The sequence below is a fragment of the Agrobacterium tumefaciens genome (genome assembly GCA_025560025.1).
GTDB lineage: Bacteria > Pseudomonadota > Alphaproteobacteria > Rhizobiales > Rhizobiaceae > Agrobacterium.
On the sequence record CP048485.1, the window covers coordinates 1,989,992 to 2,006,840 of the forward strand.

General features: G+C 59.7%; 18 protein-coding genes. 8 read left to right on the forward strand and 10 right to left on the reverse strand.

Going from position 1 to position 16,849, the window contains the following annotated elements:
- The first annotated feature begins 166 nt into the window (after nucleotides 1-166).
- The 3 genes from xdhB to FY152_09775 all read left to right on the forward strand — a co-directional run bounded on the left by xdhB (nucleotide 167) and on the right by FY152_09775 (nucleotide 4,718).
- On the forward strand, nucleotides 167-2,506 hold the full coding sequence (gene xdhB / locus FY152_09765; GenBank protein UXS32360.1) for a xanthine dehydrogenase molybdopterin binding subunit: 2,340 nt from the start codon (nucleotides 167-169) through the stop codon (nucleotides 2,504-2,506).
- Nucleotides 2,507-2,699: 193 nt separating this feature from the next.
- Complete coding sequence (xdhC, locus tag FY152_09770) at nucleotides 2,700-3,554, forward strand: xanthine dehydrogenase accessory protein XdhC (GenBank protein ID UXS32361.1); 855 nt, start codon at nucleotides 2,700-2,702, stop codon at nucleotides 3,552-3,554.
- Between the two features lie 237 nt (nucleotides 3,555-3,791).
- Nucleotides 3,792-4,718: a LysR family transcriptional regulator gene (locus FY152_09775; protein UXS32362.1), complete on the forward strand. Its 927-nt coding sequence runs from the start codon at nucleotides 3,792-3,794 to the stop codon at nucleotides 4,716-4,718.
- On the opposite strand, the gene FY152_09780 is transcribed toward FY152_09775, so the two are convergent.
- The gene (locus FY152_09780) at nucleotides 4,694-5,032 is read right to left on the reverse strand and encodes a hypothetical protein (protein UXS32363.1); all 339 of its coding nucleotides are present in this window, start codon (nucleotides 5,030-5,032) and stop codon (nucleotides 4,694-4,696) included. The two genes, FY152_09775 and FY152_09780, sit on opposite strands and share 25 nt — an antisense overlap.
- Nucleotides 5,033-5,598: 566 nt before the next feature.
- Here FY152_09780 and puuD point away from each other — a divergent pair.
- The 4 genes from puuD to FY152_09800 all read left to right on the forward strand — a co-directional run bounded on the left by puuD (nucleotide 5,599) and on the right by FY152_09800 (nucleotide 10,406).
- Entirely contained in the window at nucleotides 5,599-6,861 is a 1,263-nt protein-coding gene (puuD, locus tag FY152_09785) for a urate hydroxylase PuuD (GenBank protein ID UXS32364.1), read from the forward strand.
- Nucleotides 6,858-8,168: a guanine deaminase gene (gene guaD / locus FY152_09790; protein ID UXS32365.1), complete on the forward strand. Its 1,311-nt coding sequence runs from the start codon at nucleotides 6,858-6,860 to the stop codon at nucleotides 8,166-8,168. The genes puuD and guaD overlap by 4 nt, the downstream gene beginning before the upstream one ends.
- Before the next feature lie 275 nt (nucleotides 8,169-8,443).
- Nucleotides 8,444-9,193: a sulfite exporter TauE/SafE family protein gene (locus FY152_09795; protein UXS32366.1), complete on the forward strand. Its 750-nt coding sequence runs from the start codon at nucleotides 8,444-8,446 to the stop codon at nucleotides 9,191-9,193.
- A 79-nt stretch (nucleotides 9,194-9,272) separates the two neighbouring features.
- Nucleotides 9,273-10,406, forward strand: coding sequence for an alpha-hydroxy-acid oxidizing protein (locus FY152_09800; GenBank protein ID UXS32367.1), 1,134 nt, complete (start codon nucleotides 9,273-9,275; stop codon nucleotides 10,404-10,406).
- 212 nt (nucleotides 10,407-10,618) lie between these two features.
- On the opposite strand, the gene FY152_09805 is transcribed toward FY152_09800, so the two are convergent.
- Nucleotides 10,619-10,963 (reverse strand): multidrug efflux SMR transporter, encoded by a 345-nt coding sequence (locus tag FY152_09805; protein ID UXS32368.1) that lies wholly within the window; start codon nucleotides 10,961-10,963, stop codon nucleotides 10,619-10,621.
- Nucleotides 10,960-11,532, reverse strand: coding sequence for a TetR/AcrR family transcriptional regulator (locus FY152_09810; protein ID UXS32369.1), 573 nt, complete (start codon nucleotides 11,530-11,532; stop codon nucleotides 10,960-10,962). Before FY152_09810 ends, FY152_09805 begins: the two co-directional genes overlap by 4 nt.
- A 200-nt stretch (nucleotides 11,533-11,732) precedes the next feature.
- Between FY152_09810 and FY152_09815 the strand changes: the two genes are divergently transcribed.
- On the forward strand, nucleotides 11,733-13,001 hold the full coding sequence (locus tag FY152_09815) for a D-alanyl-D-alanine carboxypeptidase (GenBank protein UXS33260.1): 1,269 nt from the start codon (nucleotides 11,733-11,735) through the stop codon (nucleotides 12,999-13,001).
- Between the two features lie 3 nt (nucleotides 13,002-13,004).
- Here FY152_09815 and FY152_09820 read toward each other — a convergent pair whose 3' ends face one another.
- The 7 genes from FY152_09820 to puuE are packed head-to-tail and all read right to left on the reverse strand — an operon-like array spanning nucleotide 13,005 to nucleotide 16,734.
- Entirely contained in the window at nucleotides 13,005-13,748 is a 744-nt protein-coding gene (locus tag FY152_09820) for a metallophosphoesterase family protein (protein UXS32370.1), read from the reverse strand.
- Between the two features lie 5 nt (nucleotides 13,749-13,753).
- On the reverse strand, nucleotides 13,754-14,110 hold the full coding sequence (gene uraH, locus FY152_09825; GenBank protein UXS32371.1) for a hydroxyisourate hydrolase: 357 nt from the start codon (nucleotides 14,108-14,110) through the stop codon (nucleotides 13,754-13,756).
- Nucleotides 14,107-14,607, reverse strand: coding sequence for an ureidoglycolate lyase (locus tag FY152_09830; GenBank protein ID UXS32372.1), 501 nt, complete (start codon nucleotides 14,605-14,607; stop codon nucleotides 14,107-14,109). The genes uraH and FY152_09830 overlap by 4 nt, the downstream gene beginning before the upstream one ends.
- A 3-nt stretch (nucleotides 14,608-14,610) precedes the next feature.
- Nucleotides 14,611-14,973 (reverse strand): DUF86 domain-containing protein, encoded by a 363-nt coding sequence (locus tag FY152_09835; protein ID UXS32373.1) that lies wholly within the window; start codon nucleotides 14,971-14,973, stop codon nucleotides 14,611-14,613.
- Complete coding sequence (locus tag FY152_09840; GenBank protein ID UXS32374.1) at nucleotides 14,970-15,263, reverse strand: nucleotidyltransferase family protein; 294 nt, start codon at nucleotides 15,261-15,263, stop codon at nucleotides 14,970-14,972. The genes FY152_09835 and FY152_09840 overlap by 4 nt, the downstream gene beginning before the upstream one ends.
- A gap of 53 nt (nucleotides 15,264-15,316) precedes the next feature.
- Nucleotides 15,317-15,814 carry a 2-oxo-4-hydroxy-4-carboxy-5-ureidoimidazoline decarboxylase gene (uraD, locus tag FY152_09845; GenBank protein UXS32375.1) on the reverse strand — a complete coding sequence of 166 codons (498 nt, stop codon included), beginning with the start codon at nucleotides 15,812-15,814 and terminating at the stop codon, nucleotides 15,317-15,319.
- Nucleotides 15,811-16,734 carry an allantoinase PuuE gene (puuE, locus tag FY152_09850; GenBank protein UXS32376.1) on the reverse strand — a complete coding sequence of 308 codons (924 nt, stop codon included), beginning with the start codon at nucleotides 16,732-16,734 and terminating at the stop codon, nucleotides 15,811-15,813. Before puuE ends, uraD begins: the two co-directional genes overlap by 4 nt.
- Nucleotides 16,735-16,849 lie beyond the last annotated feature (115 nt).

Below are 16,849 nucleotides of genomic sequence, written 5' to 3' on the forward strand. Positions count from 1 at the left end.
CCTCATTCCTGTGCTTGTCACAGGAATCCAGCCGACGCGCGTCTGCGCGGCGAAAGACTCTTTTCAGCCCAAAGACTTGGGCTGGCTGGATTCCTGTGACAAGCACAGGAATGAGGGACTATTATCGCTGTCATATGCCGTAATTCACCAAGGAGAGGCTTGAACCATGGACACCACAAGCTTCGACAAGACCAAGACCGAAATCGACGGCCCGATGCACGCTTCGCTCCGGCACGATTCCGCCCATAAGCATGTGACGGGCAGCGCCGAATATATCGACGATATTCCCGAACCCGCCGGACTGATCCACGGCGCTCTCGGCCTTGCCGACCGGGCACATGCCGAAATCGTTTCGATGGACCTCTCGGAAGTGGAAAAAACACCCGGCGTGCTCTGGGTCATGGTTGCCAAGGACGTGCCCGGCGAAAACGACATCTCTTCCGGCGGCCGTCACGACGAACCGCTGCTGGCCGAAACCAAGGTGGAATTCCACGGCCAGCCGATCTTCGCGGTTTTTGCCGAAACCCGCGATATCGCCAGAAAGGCGGCCCGCAAGGCGAAGATCACCTATAAGGACCTGCCGCATTTCACCGATATCGACACGGCGATTGAAAATGGCGGCGCGCTGGTCATCGATCCGATGACACTTAAGCGCGGCGATGCCAAGATCGAAATGGATGTCGCACCCCGCCGCCTCACCGGCACGATGCGGATCGGCGGGCAGGAACACTTTTATCTCGAAAGCCACATCGCCATGGCCGTGCCGGGCGAGGATGACGAGGTGACGCTATGGAGTTCCACCCAGCATCCGAGCGAAATCCAGCACATTGTCAGCCATATGCTTCAGGTGCCGTCCAATGCTGTAACGGTGCAGGTGCGCCGCATGGGTGGCGGTTTCGGCGGCAAGGAAACGCAGGGCAACCAGTTCGCCGCCCTCTGCGCCATCGCCGCCAAGAAGCTGAACCGGGCCGTGAAAATCCGCCCCGACCGCGACGAGGACATGACAGCGACCGGCAAACGCCATGATTTCCGCGTCGATTACGAGCTTGGTTTCGATGAGGAAGGCCGCATCCACGCCGTCGACGCCACCTATGCCGCCCGCTGCGGCTTTTCCTCCGATCTCTCCGGTCCGGTGACAGACCGCGCCCTGTTTCACGCCGATTCCAGCTATTTCTATCCGCATGTGCACCTCACCTCGCGGCCGCTGAAAACCCACACCGTCTCCAACACCGCCTTTCGCGGTTTCGGTGGCCCGCAGGGCATGCTGGGCGCGGAACGTTTCATTGAGGAAATCGCCTATGCGGTGGGCAAGGACCCGCTCGATATCCGCAAGCTGAATTTCTACGGCGAGACCGGCTCGGGCCGCACCACGACGCCCTATCATCAGGAGGTCGAGGACAACATCATCGCCCGCATCGTCGAGGAGCTGGAAACCTCCAGCGACTACCGCGCGCGACGTGAGGCGATCATCGAGTTCAACAAAACGAGCCCGATCATCCGCAAGGGCATCGCGCTCACGCCCGTCAAATTCGGCATCTCCTTCACCATGACCGCCTTCAATCAGGCGGGTGCACTGGTGCATATCTATAATGACGGCTCCATCCACCTGAACCATGGCGGCACCGAAATGGGCCAGGGCCTTTATACCAAGGTGGCGCAGGTGGTGGCCGATGCCTTCCAGGTGGATATCGGCCGGGTGAAAATCACCGCAACGACCACCGGCAAGGTGCCGAATACCTCGGCCACCGCCGCCTCCTCCGGTACGGACTTGAACGGCATGGCGGCCTATGACGCCGCCCGCCAGATCCGCGAGCGGCTGGTCAAATTCGCCGCAGAGAACTGGAGCGTCCCCGAAGAAGAGGTCGTCTTCCTGCCGAACCGGGTGCGCATCGGCCTCGAGGAAATCGCCTTCAATGATTTCATCAAAAAGGCCTATTTCGCCCGCGTGCAGCTTTCCGCCGCCGGTTTTTACAAGACGCCGAAAATCCATTGGGATCGGGCGGCCGGCCGCGGCACGCCATTTTATTATTTCGCTTATGGCGCGGCCTGCTCGGAAGTGTCGATCGATACGCTGACCGGCGAATATATGATGGAGCGCACCGATATCCTCCACGATGTCGGCAAATCGCTGAACCCGGCCATCGATATCGGCCAGGTGGAAGGCGCCTTCGTGCAGGGCATGGGCTGGCTGACGACGGAAGAATTGTGGTGGGATGGCAAGGGACGGCTGCGCACCCACGCGCCTTCTACCTACAAGATCCCGCTCGCCTCCGACCGGCCGAAGAGTTTCAACGTCAAGCTGGCGGAATGGGCGGAAAATGCCGAACCCACGATTGGCCGTTCCAAGGCCGTGGGCGAACCGCCCTTCATGCTGGCGATCTCGGTTCTTGAAGCTCTCTCCATGGCGGTCGCCTCCGTCGCCGATTACAAGGTCTGCCCGCGCCTCGATGCGCCGGCAACGCCCGAACGGGTTCTGATGGCGGTGGAACGGCTGAAGAAGGTGTGAGGGGAAGTATCCATGCGGCCAAGCCCCCTCATCCGGCCCTTCGGGCCACCTTCTCCCCGGCGGGGAGAAGAAAGTTCCCGCAAGCTCCCCGCTGCGGCCAAAAGCCTCTTGAATTGCCGCGACAACGCGGCAGGTTTCCTCTCCCCGCCGGGGAGAAGGTGGCGCAAAGCGCCGGATGAGGGGGCTAGCACCAATGCCTGACACCTCCCTTTCCAACTTCCTCGCCCGCTCCCCCGCCGCGATCCTCGTGGAAATCGAGGCCGTCAAGGGCTCCTCGCCGCGTGAAGCCGGAACCTTCATGCTGGTGAGTCAGGATGCGCTGTGGGCAACAATCGGTGGCGGACAGTTCGAATATATGGCGATGGACCATGCCCGCGCCATGTTGAGGAATGGTGCGGCCGAGGACCGCATGGATATTCCGCTCGGCCCGGAAATCGGCCAATGCTGCGGCGGCCGCACCCTCATCCGCTTCCAGCGGGTGACGAAGGAGATCGCGGTCGCTCTTGAGACGCGGCTGAAAGGCGAAGCCGAACAGCAGCCCGCCGTCTTCATTTTCGGGGCTGGTCATGTCGGCAAGGCACTGGCCGAAGCACTGTCGCTGCTGCCCCTGACGCTGACAGTGGTGGAAACCCGGGAAACGGAGTTGCACGATCTTCCAGCCGATGCCACATCCGTGCTCACTCCCATACCGGAGGCGCTCGTCGCGAAAATCCCGACAAACGGGGCAGCGATCATCGTCACCCATGATCACGCGCTCGATTTCCTCATAGCCAAGGAAGCGCTTGCCCGCGACGATCTCGCCTATGTCGGTATGATCGGTTCAAAGACCAAACGCGCCACCTTCTCCCATTGGCTGGAGCGGGAGGGCGAACCGCCTTCCCGCCTTGCAAAACTCACTTTGCCCATCGGTGGCAATAGCGTCAGGGACAAGCGCCCCGCCGTCATAGCGGCCCTTGTGGCAGCCGAGTTGTTGCAAGCATTTTCCGCTGCCGAAATCCGTCGCAACGAAAATCGACACGGCCATCCTCAAGGCCAAGATCACGCCTGAGCCCGTCGGGCAGGCTTTCATCCGCCAGATTGTCGGGCGCAATGCTTTCAAGGGCAAACCGTTCCGCTGTCCGCAGGCCCGCGCGCAGGCGGGACCACGCGCGCAAGAGTGCTGTGCGCATGTTCGTCTCCATTCAAAAATGTCAGAAGCTCAGTTGATGAGTTGGGCTAAAAATGCTCTGATTTATGAGTAAAAACCAATGAAACCTTTGGCGATTAGCATAAAGAGAACTTATCCATGAAAATGTCTCGCCAGTTCCCGCTGAATGCCTTGCGCGTGTTCGAGGCCGCTGCCAGGCATCTGAGTTTCACCAAGGCTGGCGAGGAACTGGGCATGACGCAGACGGCGGTCAGCTATCAGGTGAAGCTGCTGGAGGAGAATATCGGCGAGCCGCTCTTTATACGCAAAGCGCGCCAGGTTCAGCTGACCGAGGCCGGGCAGAAGCTGGCGCCGAGAGTGGCCGAGGCCTTTAACAGCCTGCGGGAAGCCGTCGACAATGTGCGTGACACGTCAGACACGACGCTGACCATTCATTCCACCGCCACTTTCGCATCACGCTGGCTTTCACGACATCTGGGGGCGTTCCAGCTTGAACATCCTTCGATCGCCGTCCGGCTGGAAACCTCCAACGCCTTGATCGATTTTGCGCAGTCCGATTGCGATGTCGCCATCCGCTGGAGCAACGACGATGGCAAGGGGTTGATTTATCACCGGCTTGTCAGGGGCGTTTATACGCCGATGCTGCATCCCGACCTTGCCGAAACCATCGGCGGATTGAAAAAGCCGGAGGATCTTCTGCGCCTGCGCATCATCGATCCCGGCGACATCTGGTGGAGCCAATGGTTTCAGGAAGTAGGTGTCGAAAATCCAGGCCTCGACCGTTATCCGCGCAGCCGCCTTAACGTCCAGGCATTCGAAGCCGCGGCGGCCATCGCCAGCCAGGGCGTGGCCATGCTCACCCCTGAACTTTATGCGGACGAAATTGCACTCGGCCGGCTGTATCAACCCTTCGAGCATCTTAGCAGCGAAGGACAGAACTATTGGCTGGTCTATCCGGAAAACCGCAGGAACATTCGCAAGATAAGGCTATTTCGCGACTGGATATTGCAGCGGATCGAGGAAAGCCGGCCGCAGCCATCTCAATACCCCATGTCCGGCGCATAAAAACAGCGCGGCGTGTCTTCATCCGGGAAGAGGCAGAGATGATATTCGCCATCCTCAGACCGTCTTGCCTCGCGTTGCGACCAGTTGAAGACATGCCGCCGCGTGACCATGCGATGATCGCCGGGGGCCAGCGACACCTCATAACCATCCGGCGTGACACGAACGCTTCGCGTGGGGATCATCTGGCAATCTCCCGTCTGGGCATCGCCGTTGCAGCAATAGCTTTCATATTTGAACCCCTTATGGGATTCATGGGCAAGCGCTGTGGCGGTGAACGCCAAAAGCAGGAAGAGAACCGTCAGAACAAGGCGCATCGGCATGGTCTCCGTTGAAACAACGGCGGTTGCCGGAAGGTCATTGCGTCCCTTTATTCAAATTCCACACATCAACACGCACCCGGACGCGATGGCACCGGGAACTGCGACACCCGCCCCCTGAACTGCCCCCGCCCCAGGGTTCGCAGCACCCGCTTTCGGCATGAACCGCCAGCGAAACATGTCATGGGAGCCCTGCGCATCGGCTTGAAAATCGAGACCGATTTTCGCCAGGAACGATGCGCCACTTAAAAAGTTAGAGCGTCCTTTGTCGCGTCCTTTCGGACGCAGGGCACTCCAAAGCTCCGCAGCCTTTTATTTTAGCACATTGGCAGGCTGCACAAAGGATAATAGCTGAGTCGCGTTAGCCAGCTAAGCACAAACTATGCGACAGCAAACCTCCACTGCAACTTTACCGGGCCTGCCACCAGAGGCGAGCCGCTTCGACCGATGTTGTGGACACAAGCGAACCAGATTGTGAACAATCACCTCCTGCCCTCTGCTTTTCCCTTTCCTAACGGTCAAATTTCTCGCAAGGTGCGCTGCACAAGGATCAGGGGAACCGCATGTACGAATATGCCATTGCGTGGGAATGGATGGCCTTTGCCGTCCGCTGGCTCCACGTCATCACCGCCATCGCCTGGATCGGCTCATCCTTTTATTTCATCGCGCTCGATCTCGGGCTGGTAAAACGGCCGCATCTGCCGCCGGGAGCCTATGGCGAGGAATGGCAGGTGCATGGCGGCGGCTTTTATCACATCCAGAAATATCTGGTCGCGCCTGCCCAGATGCCCGAGCACCTGACATGGTTCAAATGGGAAAGCTATGTTACCTGGCTTTCCGGCTTCGCCATGCTCTGCATCGTTTATTATGGCGGCGCGGATCTCTTCCTCATCGATCATTCGGTGCTGGCGCTTACCCAGTTCCAGGCCATCTGTCTGTCGCTCGCCTCGCTTGCCATTGGCTGGTTGTTTTACGATTTCCTCTGCAAATCGCCGCTTGGCAACAATACCTGGGGCCTGATGATCGTGCTCTATGTCGCGCTGGTGGCGATGGCATGGGGTTATACGCAGGTCTTCACCGGCCGCGCCGCGTTCCTGCATCTCGGTGCCTTCACCGCCACCATCATGTCGGCGAACGTGTTCTTCATCATCATTCCGAACCAGAAGATCGTCGTGGCCGACCTCGTCGCCGGGCGCACGCCGGACCCGAAATATGGCCGCATCGCCAAGCAGCGCTCGCTGCACAACAACTACCTGACGCTGCCCGTCATCTTCTTCATGCTGTCGAACCATTATCCGCTGGCCTTTGCCACGCAGTTTAACTGGATCATCGCCGCACTGGTCTTCCTGATGGGCGTCACCATCCGCCACTGGTTCAACACCACCCATGCCCGCAAGGGCAAGCCGACTTGGACCTGGCTGCTGACCGCGCTGATCTTCATCGTCATCATGTGGCTTTCCACTGTGCCGAAGGTGCTGACCGGCGAAGAAGAACAGAAGGCCGCGACACTGTCGCCGATGCAGCAGCAATTCGTCGTCGACGCCCATTTCGCCAAGGCGCGTGAAGTGGTTCAGGGCCGCTGTTCCATGTGCCATGCGGTCGAGCCGGTGTGGGAAGGCGTGCCCTTCACACCGAAATCCGTAAAGCTCGAAACCGACGAACAGATCGCCGCCCATGCGCGCGAAATCTATTTGCAAGCCGGCCGCAGCCATGCCATGCCTCCCGGCAACATCACCGCCATCACCCCGGATGAGCGCAAGGTGCTGACCGCCTGGTATGAAAGCGCGGTTTCCGGGGCTGGAAAAGCCGAAGGAAAGACTGAATGAGCATGGTTCTGCTGCGTGGCCGCCTGCTGAGCTTCCGCCGCGCGCCGCTCGCAATCGACGATACGCAAAGCTATCTCTATATCGAAGACGGTGGCCTGCTGATCGAAGACGGCCGGATCGCCGCCATCGGCGACTACGCCGATATCCGCAAGCAAGCCCCCGAAGATATCGAGGAAAAGGACCACCGGCCGCATCTCATCGTGCCGGGCTTCATCGACATGCATCTGCATTTCCCGCAGATGCAGGTCATCGGCTCCTATGCCGCCAATCTGCTGGAATGGCTGAACACCTATACTTTCCCGGAGGAATGCCGTTTCGTCGAAAGCGCCCATGCCCAGCGCATCGCCACGCATTTTTACGACGAGCTTCTGCGCCACGGCACCACCACGGCCGCCGCCTATTGCTCCGTGCACAAGACTTCCGCCGACGCCTTTTTTACCGAAGCCATGAAGCGCAACATGCTGGTGGTGGGCGGCAAGGTGATGATGGACCGCAACGCCCCACAGGGCCTGCTGGACACGCCGGAAACCTCCTATGACGAGACCCGCGCTGTCATCGCCGACTGGCACGGCAAGGGCCGCAACCACGTCGCCATCACCCCCCGCTTTGCCATCACCTCCACCCCGAAACAGATGGAAGCCGCGCAGGCGCTGGCGCAGGAATTCCCCGATCTCTTCATCCAGACGCATCTCTCGGAAAATCTCGACGAGATCAAATATACCTGCGAGCTTTACCCCGAAGCGACCGACTATACCGATATCTATGTGCGCTACGGCCTGATGGGCAAAAAGACCCTGCTCGGTCACGCCATCCACCTCTCGGAGCGCGAGGCGGATGTGCTGTCGGAAACCGGCGCGGTGGCCGTACATTGCCCCACCTCGAACCTCTTCATCGGCTCCGGCCTGTTCCCGATGAAAAAGCTGCAACGTCGCGAAAAGCCGGTGCGGATCGCGGTTGCGACCGATATCGGCGGCGGATCGAGTTATTCCATGCTGCGCACCATGGATGAGGCCTACAAGATCCAGCAATTGCTGGGCGAGCGCCTCAACCCGCTGGAAAGCTGGTATCTGATGACCCGCGGCAATGCCGAAGCGCTTTCCATGGTCGACCGCATCGGCACGCTGGACGCCGGCACGGACGCGGACATCACCGTGCTCAACGCTTCCTCCACCCCCGCCATGGCGCTGAAGATGGAAGTGGTGAACAGCCTGACGGAAGAACTCTTCCTGATGCTGACCATGGGTGATGACCGCACGGTGGTGGAAACCTATGTGGCCGGCAGGGCGATGAAGAGCGTGCTGGCATAGTTCGGCTGGGGCCGAAACATAAAGCTGCGGCCTCATTTATATCGGTCACACATTGGAGTGAGCGGGTGCCGCGTCTTTCTTCTCCCCGCCGGGGAGAAGTCCGCGGCAGCGGGATGAGGGGGCAAGGGTGGTGAGATATGGCAACGTTGCCCCCTCATCCGACCCTTCGGGCCACCTTCTCCCCGGCGGGGAGAAGGAATCCGCCGCACCCACTCGCGTCCTATGATTGCCTGACACCAGTCGGCAAAAACGCGAATGACCTCTGGAGTGCGCCCTTGCCGGATTTAGACACAACCACAATGCTCATGGTCTTCACGACCTTCACCGTCGCGGGCATCGTCAAGGGCGTGACCGGCATGGGACTGCCCACCGTCGCCATGGGTGTGCTCGGCCTGTTCATGCCGCCCGTCCTTGCCGCAGGGCTGCTGATCCTGCCCTCCTTCGTTACCAATATCTGGCAATTGCTGGCCGGGCCGGATTTCAGGGCCATCGTCGCGCGGCTGTGGCCGATGATGATCGCCATCGCCGCCGGCACTCTCATCGGCATCCGGCTGATGACGGCTGGCACCGGCATCTGGACCACCTCGGCACTCGGATTATGCCTTGCTGCTTATGCGGCCTACAGCCTCTTCGCCAAACCCCTCTCCGTTCCGGCACGGCTGGAATCCAGCCTCTCGCCGGCCATAGGGCTGACAACCGGCCTGCTGACCGGCGGCACCGGAATTTTCGTCGTGCCCGCCGTGCCCTATATTCAGTCGCTCGGTTTCAACCGCGACGATCTCGTGCAGGCGCTCGGCCTTTCCTTCACGGTTTCGACCATTGCGCTTGCCGCAGGCCTTACCTCTCAGAACGCCTTCCGCGTCGAGCACCTGTCGGTTTCCGCACTCGCCGTGCTGCCCGCGCTTCTCGGCATGTGGCTCGGCCAGAAGATCCGTAACATCGTCAGCCCGGCCACATTCCGGCGCTGGTTCCTCATCTGCCTGCTTTTATTGGGAGCCGAGCTGTTTTTGCGGGCTTTCTGGTGATCCACCCCGTCGATTTTGATGTTGCAGCCGTCCCATTCATGTTATGTGAAGCCATCATTCAAATGTGAAGGCTTTATCCATGGGCAAAATCCTGACCATAGCGGACCTGAAGCAACAGGCTCAGCGCCGTGTGCCAAAAATGTTTTTCGACTATGCCGATAGCGGCGCGTGGACGGAAAGCACCTACCGCGCCAATGAGGATGATTTTTCCAAGATAAAGCTGCGCCAGCGCGTGCTGGTGGACATGACCGACCGGTCGCTAGCCACCGAAATGATCGGCCAGAAGGTTTCGATGCCGGTGGCGCTCTCCCCCACCGGGCTGACGGGCATGCAGCATGCCGATGGCGAAATGCTGGCCGCCAAAGCAGCCGAAGAATTCGGCGTGCCTTTCACGCTTTCCACCATGAGCATCTGCTCCATCGAGGATGTCGCCTCCGTTACCTCGAAACCCTTCTGGTTCCAGCTCTACGTGATGAAAGACCGGGACTTCGTCAATAACCTGATCGACCGCGCCAAGGCCGCCGGCTGCTCGGCGCTGGTGCTGACGCTCGACCTGCAAATTCTCGGCCAGCGGCACAAGGACCTTCGCAACGGCCTCTCCGCACCGCCGAAATTCACCCCGAAACATATCTGGCAGATGGCGACCCGGCCGAAATGGTGCATGGACATGGCTCGCACCAAGCGCCGCAGCTTCGGCAATATCGTCGGCCACGCCAAAAATGTCTCCGACCTTTCCTCGCTCTCCTCCTGGACGGCGGAGCAGTTCGATCCGCGCCTGTCGTGGAAGGATGTCGAATGGATCAAGGAACGCTGGGGCGGCAAGCTGATCCTCAAGGGCATCCTTGACGAGGAAGACGCCCGCGCCTCGCTCGATACCGGCGCCGACGCCATCATCGTCTCCAACCATGGCGGCCGCCAGCTCGACGGCGCGCACTCCTCCATCGCCATGCTGCCGAAGATCGTCGATGCCGTCGGCGATAAAGTCGAGGTGCACATGGATGGCGGCATTCGCTCCGGTCAGGACGTGCTGAAGGCCGTGGCGCTCGGCGCCAAAGGCACCTATATCGGCCGCCCCTTCCTTTATGGCCTCGGCGCCGATGGAAAGCAGGGCGTGACGACGGCGCTCGAGATCATCCGCAAGGAAATGGATGTCAGCATGGCGCTTTGCGGCAAAAGGCTGATCACGGATGTGGATCGCAGCATTCTGGCTTGATGCTGACGAGGCAGAAGGTGCTCCGGAGGTGCATCGGAGGCCGCTCCATTCTCTGCCGTCATGCCGGACTAGATCCGGCATCCAGCCACGGCGCATCTGCGCCGTGAAAGAGTCTCCTGCGATCAAAGACTTGATCGCGCTGGACCCCGGTATCCAAGTCCGGGGTGACGGCGTGCGGATGTTGTCCTCGCGAACGACCTTAGCAGCCAGTCTCAATGCCCCACCGTCTTCGAAAACACATTCACGATCACCACCCCCGTCACGATAAACCCGAGACCAACCACGGCAGCGAAATCCAGCGTCTGGCGGAACACGAAATAGCCGATGCCGGAAATCAGCACGATGCCGAGCCCGCTCCAGATCGCATAGGCAACGCCGACCGGCATGGCCCGCAGCGTGAACGACAGCAGATAAAAGGCCGCGCCATAAAACAGCGCCATCAGTACTGTCGGCAAAAGCCGGGTGAATTGCTGCGACTGCTGCAGGAATGAGGTCGCGATCACCTCGCAGACAATGGCCGCTACAAGCGCTCCATAGGTAAAGACAGCCGCATTCATCGTTCCATTTCCTTTTTCGTCTGGGCGATCATCTGCGTCTTGAGAGCCGCCCTGTCACCACCTGCCCTGCCATCATCGGCCAGAAGATCGGCAAACCAGATGCCGTCAGCCGCAAGCCGCACCAGTTCCAGTACCACCCGGTCATCCGTTTCTTTATGACGGCTCAGGCGCCCCTCGAACCAGCTGGTCCACATGCGCCGAAGCGACGGTTCACCGACCATAGAAACCGACAGCGCGGCCCATTGTCTGCCCGAATCCCGGCCGCGATCGGCAAAAACCGCGTTCACATAGGCCCGCGTGAAGCATCCGTAAGCTTCACAATCCTGTGAGATGAGCGCATCGATTTCCGCATCCAGCGCCGAAATCAGGTCCGCCATCACCGCTTCCAGCAGCACCTGCTTGGAGGCGAAATGGTGGAACAGCCCGCCCTTGGTCACCCCTGCCGCATTGGCCACCGCCTGCACCGAAAGTGCGGCAACACCCTGATCAGCAGCAAGTTTCGCCGCGCAATCCAGAAGATTGCGACGCACGACCTCGGGCTGCTTTTTACGTTCATGTGCATTTGTCATGCCTTAAACATACCGGATGGTTGGTTTCTTTTCAAGGAAATTGTGGAGGCCGCGTGCGGGTTGAAATTCATTCTTAATTAAGCATGAAAGCGATCTCTAAAGTTTTAGCGGTTTTGTTGCCGGAAAGTGTCAGTAAAACTTCGCTCATTGCGGCGATCGAACAAAAGGGGTGGATTATGTCGGGAACGGTCAAACGGGGAATGGCGGGTGCATGGGTCTTCGCACTCACCTTCTTTTGCGCGATCCTCTCATTGCAGGCATCGCCTGCGCAGGCCGGCTACGCCCACTTCATCATGGATGCCAATACCGGCAAGGTTCTGGCAGCTCGCAATGCCGATGTGCTGAACCACCCCGCTTCGCTGACCAAGATGATGACGCTCTACATGACTTTCGAGGCGCTGCATGCCGGCCGGCTTCGCTGGGACCAGAAGATCACCATGTCCAAGAACGGCGCAGCCACCATCCCCTCGAAGCTTTACGTACGCCAGGGTCAGACCTTCACCGTGCGTGAGGCGGTTTATGGCATGATCGTCAAATCCGCCAACGACATGGCGGAAGGCATGGGCGATCACCTCGGCGGCTCCGAGGCAAGGTTTGCCGAAATGATGACCCGCAAGGCCCGCCAGCTGGGCATGACGAAAACGGTGTTCCGCAACGCTTCCGGCCTGCCCAGCAAATCGCAGGTGACGACGGCGCGTGACATGGCCAAGCTCGGCCTTGCGCTGCAGCGCGACTTTCCCAAGGAATATGGCCTCTTCGCCATGGAATCCTTCAGTTTCCGAGGCAAGCGCATCCGTGGCCACAATAATCTGATGTATCGTTATCAGGGCATGGACGGCATCAAGACCGGCTACACCAATGCCTCCGGCTTCAACCTCGTCAGCGCCATCAATCACAATGGTCGCCGCGTTGTCGGCGTCGTGCTGGGCGGCAAGACGGCGCGTAGCCGCGATGCGCAGATGGCCGCCCTTCTCGACAAGACCGTACCGCAGGCATCGAGAAGCCGCAACACCGAACAGCTTGTCGCCAGCGCCAATGTCAGCCGCACCTTCGATGTGCCGCCCGCTGCCGTACCACTGCCGATGTTCGCCGAACGCCGCTCCGACCCGGTCGCCATGCAGATCGCCACGGCCAATAACCAGATGGCGGATATGATCCAGGTCTCGGCCATTCCGAAACCCGCCCCCGCGGCTGCCATCGGCCAGCCCACGGGCCAGAGAAGCCGCTGGGAAGTGCAGATTGCCGCGACCGACAGCGAAGCCGCCGCCCGCTCGCTGCTCGCCAATGCCCGCTCCAACATCGGCAGCTATGCCGGGATCGCCCCCTATACCGAAGCCGTGCAAAGTGGATCGGCGACGCTCTACCGCGCCCGCTTCACCGGCTTTGAAGACCAGTCTTCGGCGGTTTCCGCCTGCAAGGAACTGAAGGCGCAATCCTATGCCTGTGTGGTGATGACCAGCGAGGGGTGACCTCTACCGCTTCAGCCAACCGCTCGCCAGAGCATCGGCCAGATACGGAATCCCGTTGGCCTTCGCCATCTCGGCCATGGCCAGATTGTCGTAGCGGATATTCCGGAAATAGACCTGCCAGCCGCGCGCTGTCTCTTCCAGCACGGCATAAGTCGCGAGCGGATGGCCCGCCTCGACGTGATGATCGAAAGGCATGTCGTCCTTCCAGCCGGGGCAACCGACGCTGCCGGGATTGACGATCAGCCGGCCGTCGGAAAGCTGTACGGCGCGAGGAATATGCGTGTGACCGCAGAGCATCAGGGGCTGGGTGATGCCGTCAGCGATAGCTTCGATCTCCGCCAGCGGCCGCAGTTTCAGCACTCCTTCCGGCGAAAGCGTCTCCAGCCAATATTCCAGATCGCCGCGCGGCGAACCGTGGCAGCAATAAGCGGCATCCTTGAAGACCATGCTGAATGGCAGGGTACGCAGCCAGTCCAGATGGGCGGCGCTCAGCTGCGCATGCGCCGGTCTTTCCCAGCTTCCCATCTCCTCCGGCGCCTGCTCGAGCAGTTCCCGGTCATGATTGCCGCGAATGCTGGGTATCCAGTTGCCGACCAGCACATCACCCGTGAACCCCGCTTCCAGCGGACCGCTGAAACAATCGCCGAGATTAACGATGTCCTTGATGCCAAGCCTGGCGATATCCTCAAGCACGGCTTCGAGAGCGGCGCAGTTTCCGTGAATATCGGCAATGGCGGCAAAGATCATGGCAATCAGCTTCCTCGATAGGTGGAATAGCTATAGGGCGAAAGCAGGAGCGGCACATGGTAATGGCCGCTCTCATCGGCAATGCCGAAACGGATGGGAATAATGTCGAGAAAGGCCGGCTCCGCCAGTTGGACGCCCCTGTCGCGCAGATAATCGCCGGCGTGGAAAACCAGCTCATATTCCCCGGCCTTGAAACTCTCACCCAAAAGCAGCGGCCCGCCATCCACACGGCCGTCACTATTGGTCTTTACCGTCTTCAGCTTCTCGCGGCGATCACCGGAAAGCCGGTAAAGCTCGATCGTCAGCCCTTCGGCGGGCGTGCCATGGGCGGCGTCGAGGACATGGGTAGTCAAACCGGTCATGGCTTGGGCTCCGCGATCATATAGGGCTTATCGAAAAAATACTCTTCCAGATTGTTACCCGGCCCATCGCGGTCGGCAACCAGAAAATCCGAGACCGCCTGCAATGGCATCAACGGATAATGCCAGACATTGCGGCGGTAGTTCACGCCCTGATCGCCACGCGCCAGAAACACCTGCGGCCGCGCGGGCCGGCCTCCGTCATCTTCCGCAACGACGACGAGGAAAGGCCTGCCGGAAAGCGGCGAAAAACTCTGGCTGCCGAGCGGATGCCGCTCCATCATCTCGATTTCATGCGGGAATACCCGCGCCTGTCCGCGAAAAATATTGAGAATGACACGCGCTCCCTCACCCGCCGCCTCCGGGGCTGCGAGCGCATGATGCCGCTCGGTCTGGCCGCCATTGATATGCCGCATGGAAGAGGATGTCGTTTCGATCACATCGCCGAAGGATGCGAAAGCCTCTTTGGTGAGAGGTTTTATGTCAAGAAAATCAGTCAAATGTCATTCACCTTGGGCATGCCAGTTTTGGAGAAGGGAGAGTCTATCGAGAAGATCCGGTATCGCCGTCTGTGTCGTATCCCAGACCGTTTCCAGATTGATGCTCATATAACCATGCGCGATCCTGTTTCGCATGCCGCGCATCTTAACCCAAGGGATATCGGGAAAATCCGCCACGAAAGCGGGGAACTCTTCCATTATCCTCGCGGTCGTTTCGCCGATAATCAGAAGGTTCATCGCGACTGCCCGTTGGCGGACGAGATCAGCCAAAAATTCATCCTTCGTTTTCAGTCGAACGAAGTCGATGGTTTCCGAAGCAACCTGCCTGATATCCTGAAGATAAACGTGCAGCCGCTCGACGCTCATACAGGCTTCGCTTCCCGCAGAACCTTCACACGGACGCGCTCGGGAAAGTCCCCCGGCGTCAACAGATGAATTTCTGTGCCGCGCATGATGGCCGATAGCTCTTCCAGCAAACCGCCGAGATCGAACAAGGTTGCCCCCGGCAGCGCATCCACCAGAATATCGAGATCGCTGTCCGGCCGGTCCTCGCCGCGGGCGACGGAGCCGAACACGCGCGGGTTTGCCGCGTTGAAGCGTTTCGTCGCTTCGCGGATCGCTTCCCTGTTCTTTTCCAGCACCTCGGAAGGTCTCATGGTATCAATCTCCAGACGGCGCGATTCTAGCAGAACGGCCACCACTCGCCAATTCAGCCTTCCGGCAGCATCGCGGAAAGGCGCAGCCAGGCGATCTTCTCCACCTGCGCCGTCGCCGTCTCAAATTCTTCGGCTGCACCGTTGCCGATGCGCGTTTCGAAGGCGGAAAGAATATCGTGCCTGTTCAGCCCCTTAACCGCAATGATGAAGGGAAAACCGAATTTTTGGGTATAAGCGCCGTTTAATTCGGTAAAACGGGCGTGCTCTTTCGGGGTAAGCCGGTCTAGCCCTGCACCGGCCTGTTCATTGCGACTATCGGCGGTCAACTCCCCCGCGATCGCCAGCTTGCCGGCAAGATCGGGATGCGCCCGCAATACACCAAGCCGTTCGGCCTCTGAAGCGGCGCGGAATTGCGCGGTGAGCGCGGCGTGAACCGCCTTTGCGGTCAAGGCAGCATCGATCCCGCCAGCATCATAAGCCCGTTCGGCGATAAAGCGTGAATGTTCGAACACGCCGCCGAAACGGCTGACAAAGTCCTCACGCGTCATCAAAACGTCTCCGGCTTGTGATGTTCATGCCAGTGACGGGCGATCTCGATGCGCTGCGGGATCCACACTTTCTCGTGGCCCAGCACATATTCGATGAAACGGCGAAGAGCCGCCGCGCGGCCGGGACGGCCGACAAGACGGCAATGCAGGCCAATGCTCATCATCTTCGGCGCACCCTCAGCACCTTCCTGATAAAGCACATCGAAAGCATCCTTCAGATAGGTGAAGAACTGGTCGCCGGAATTGAAGCCCTGCGGCGTGGCAAAACGCATATCGTTGGTTTCAAGCGTATAGGGAATGATCAGGAACGGCTCATCTTTCACGCCCTTCACCCAATAGGGCAGATCGTCGGCATAGGAATCCGACGAATAGAAGAAACCGCCTTCTTCCATGACAAGGCGCAGCGTATTGTCCGAAGGCTTGCCCTGATACATGCCATAGGGACGCTCGCCGGTAACCTCCTTATGCAGACGCACGGCTTCGCTTATGTGCTTGCGCTCTTCCTCCTCGGAAAAATCCTTGTATTCCAGCCAGCGATAGCCGTGGCTGGCGATCTCCCAGCCCGCTTCCTTCATCGCCGCAACGGCTTCCGGATTACGGGCCATGGCGGCGGTCACGCCATAAACGGTGGTGGTGACGCCGAGACCGGTGAACATGCGCCACAGCCGCCAGAAACCGGCGCGCGAACCATATTCATAGATCGATTCCATGTTCAGGTTACGCTGGCCGGGCCAGGGCTGAGCACCGACGATTTCCGACAGCAGCGATTCCGACGCCTTGTCATTGTCGAGAATGCAGCTCTCGCCACCCTCCTCGTAATTGATGACGAATTGCACGGCGATGCGCGCGCCGCCCGGCCATTTCGGGTCGGGAACATTGCGGCCGTAGCCCACCAGATTGCGGGAATAGTTCTCGGAAATCATTCAGCCACCCAAAACATCTCTCCCAAAGCGGAAACCGCTCTCGGGAAGCAAACAAGCCTCTGAAGAGCGCGATCCCGGGAACGGGAAAACTCGACACGCTTCAGACATGCGATGC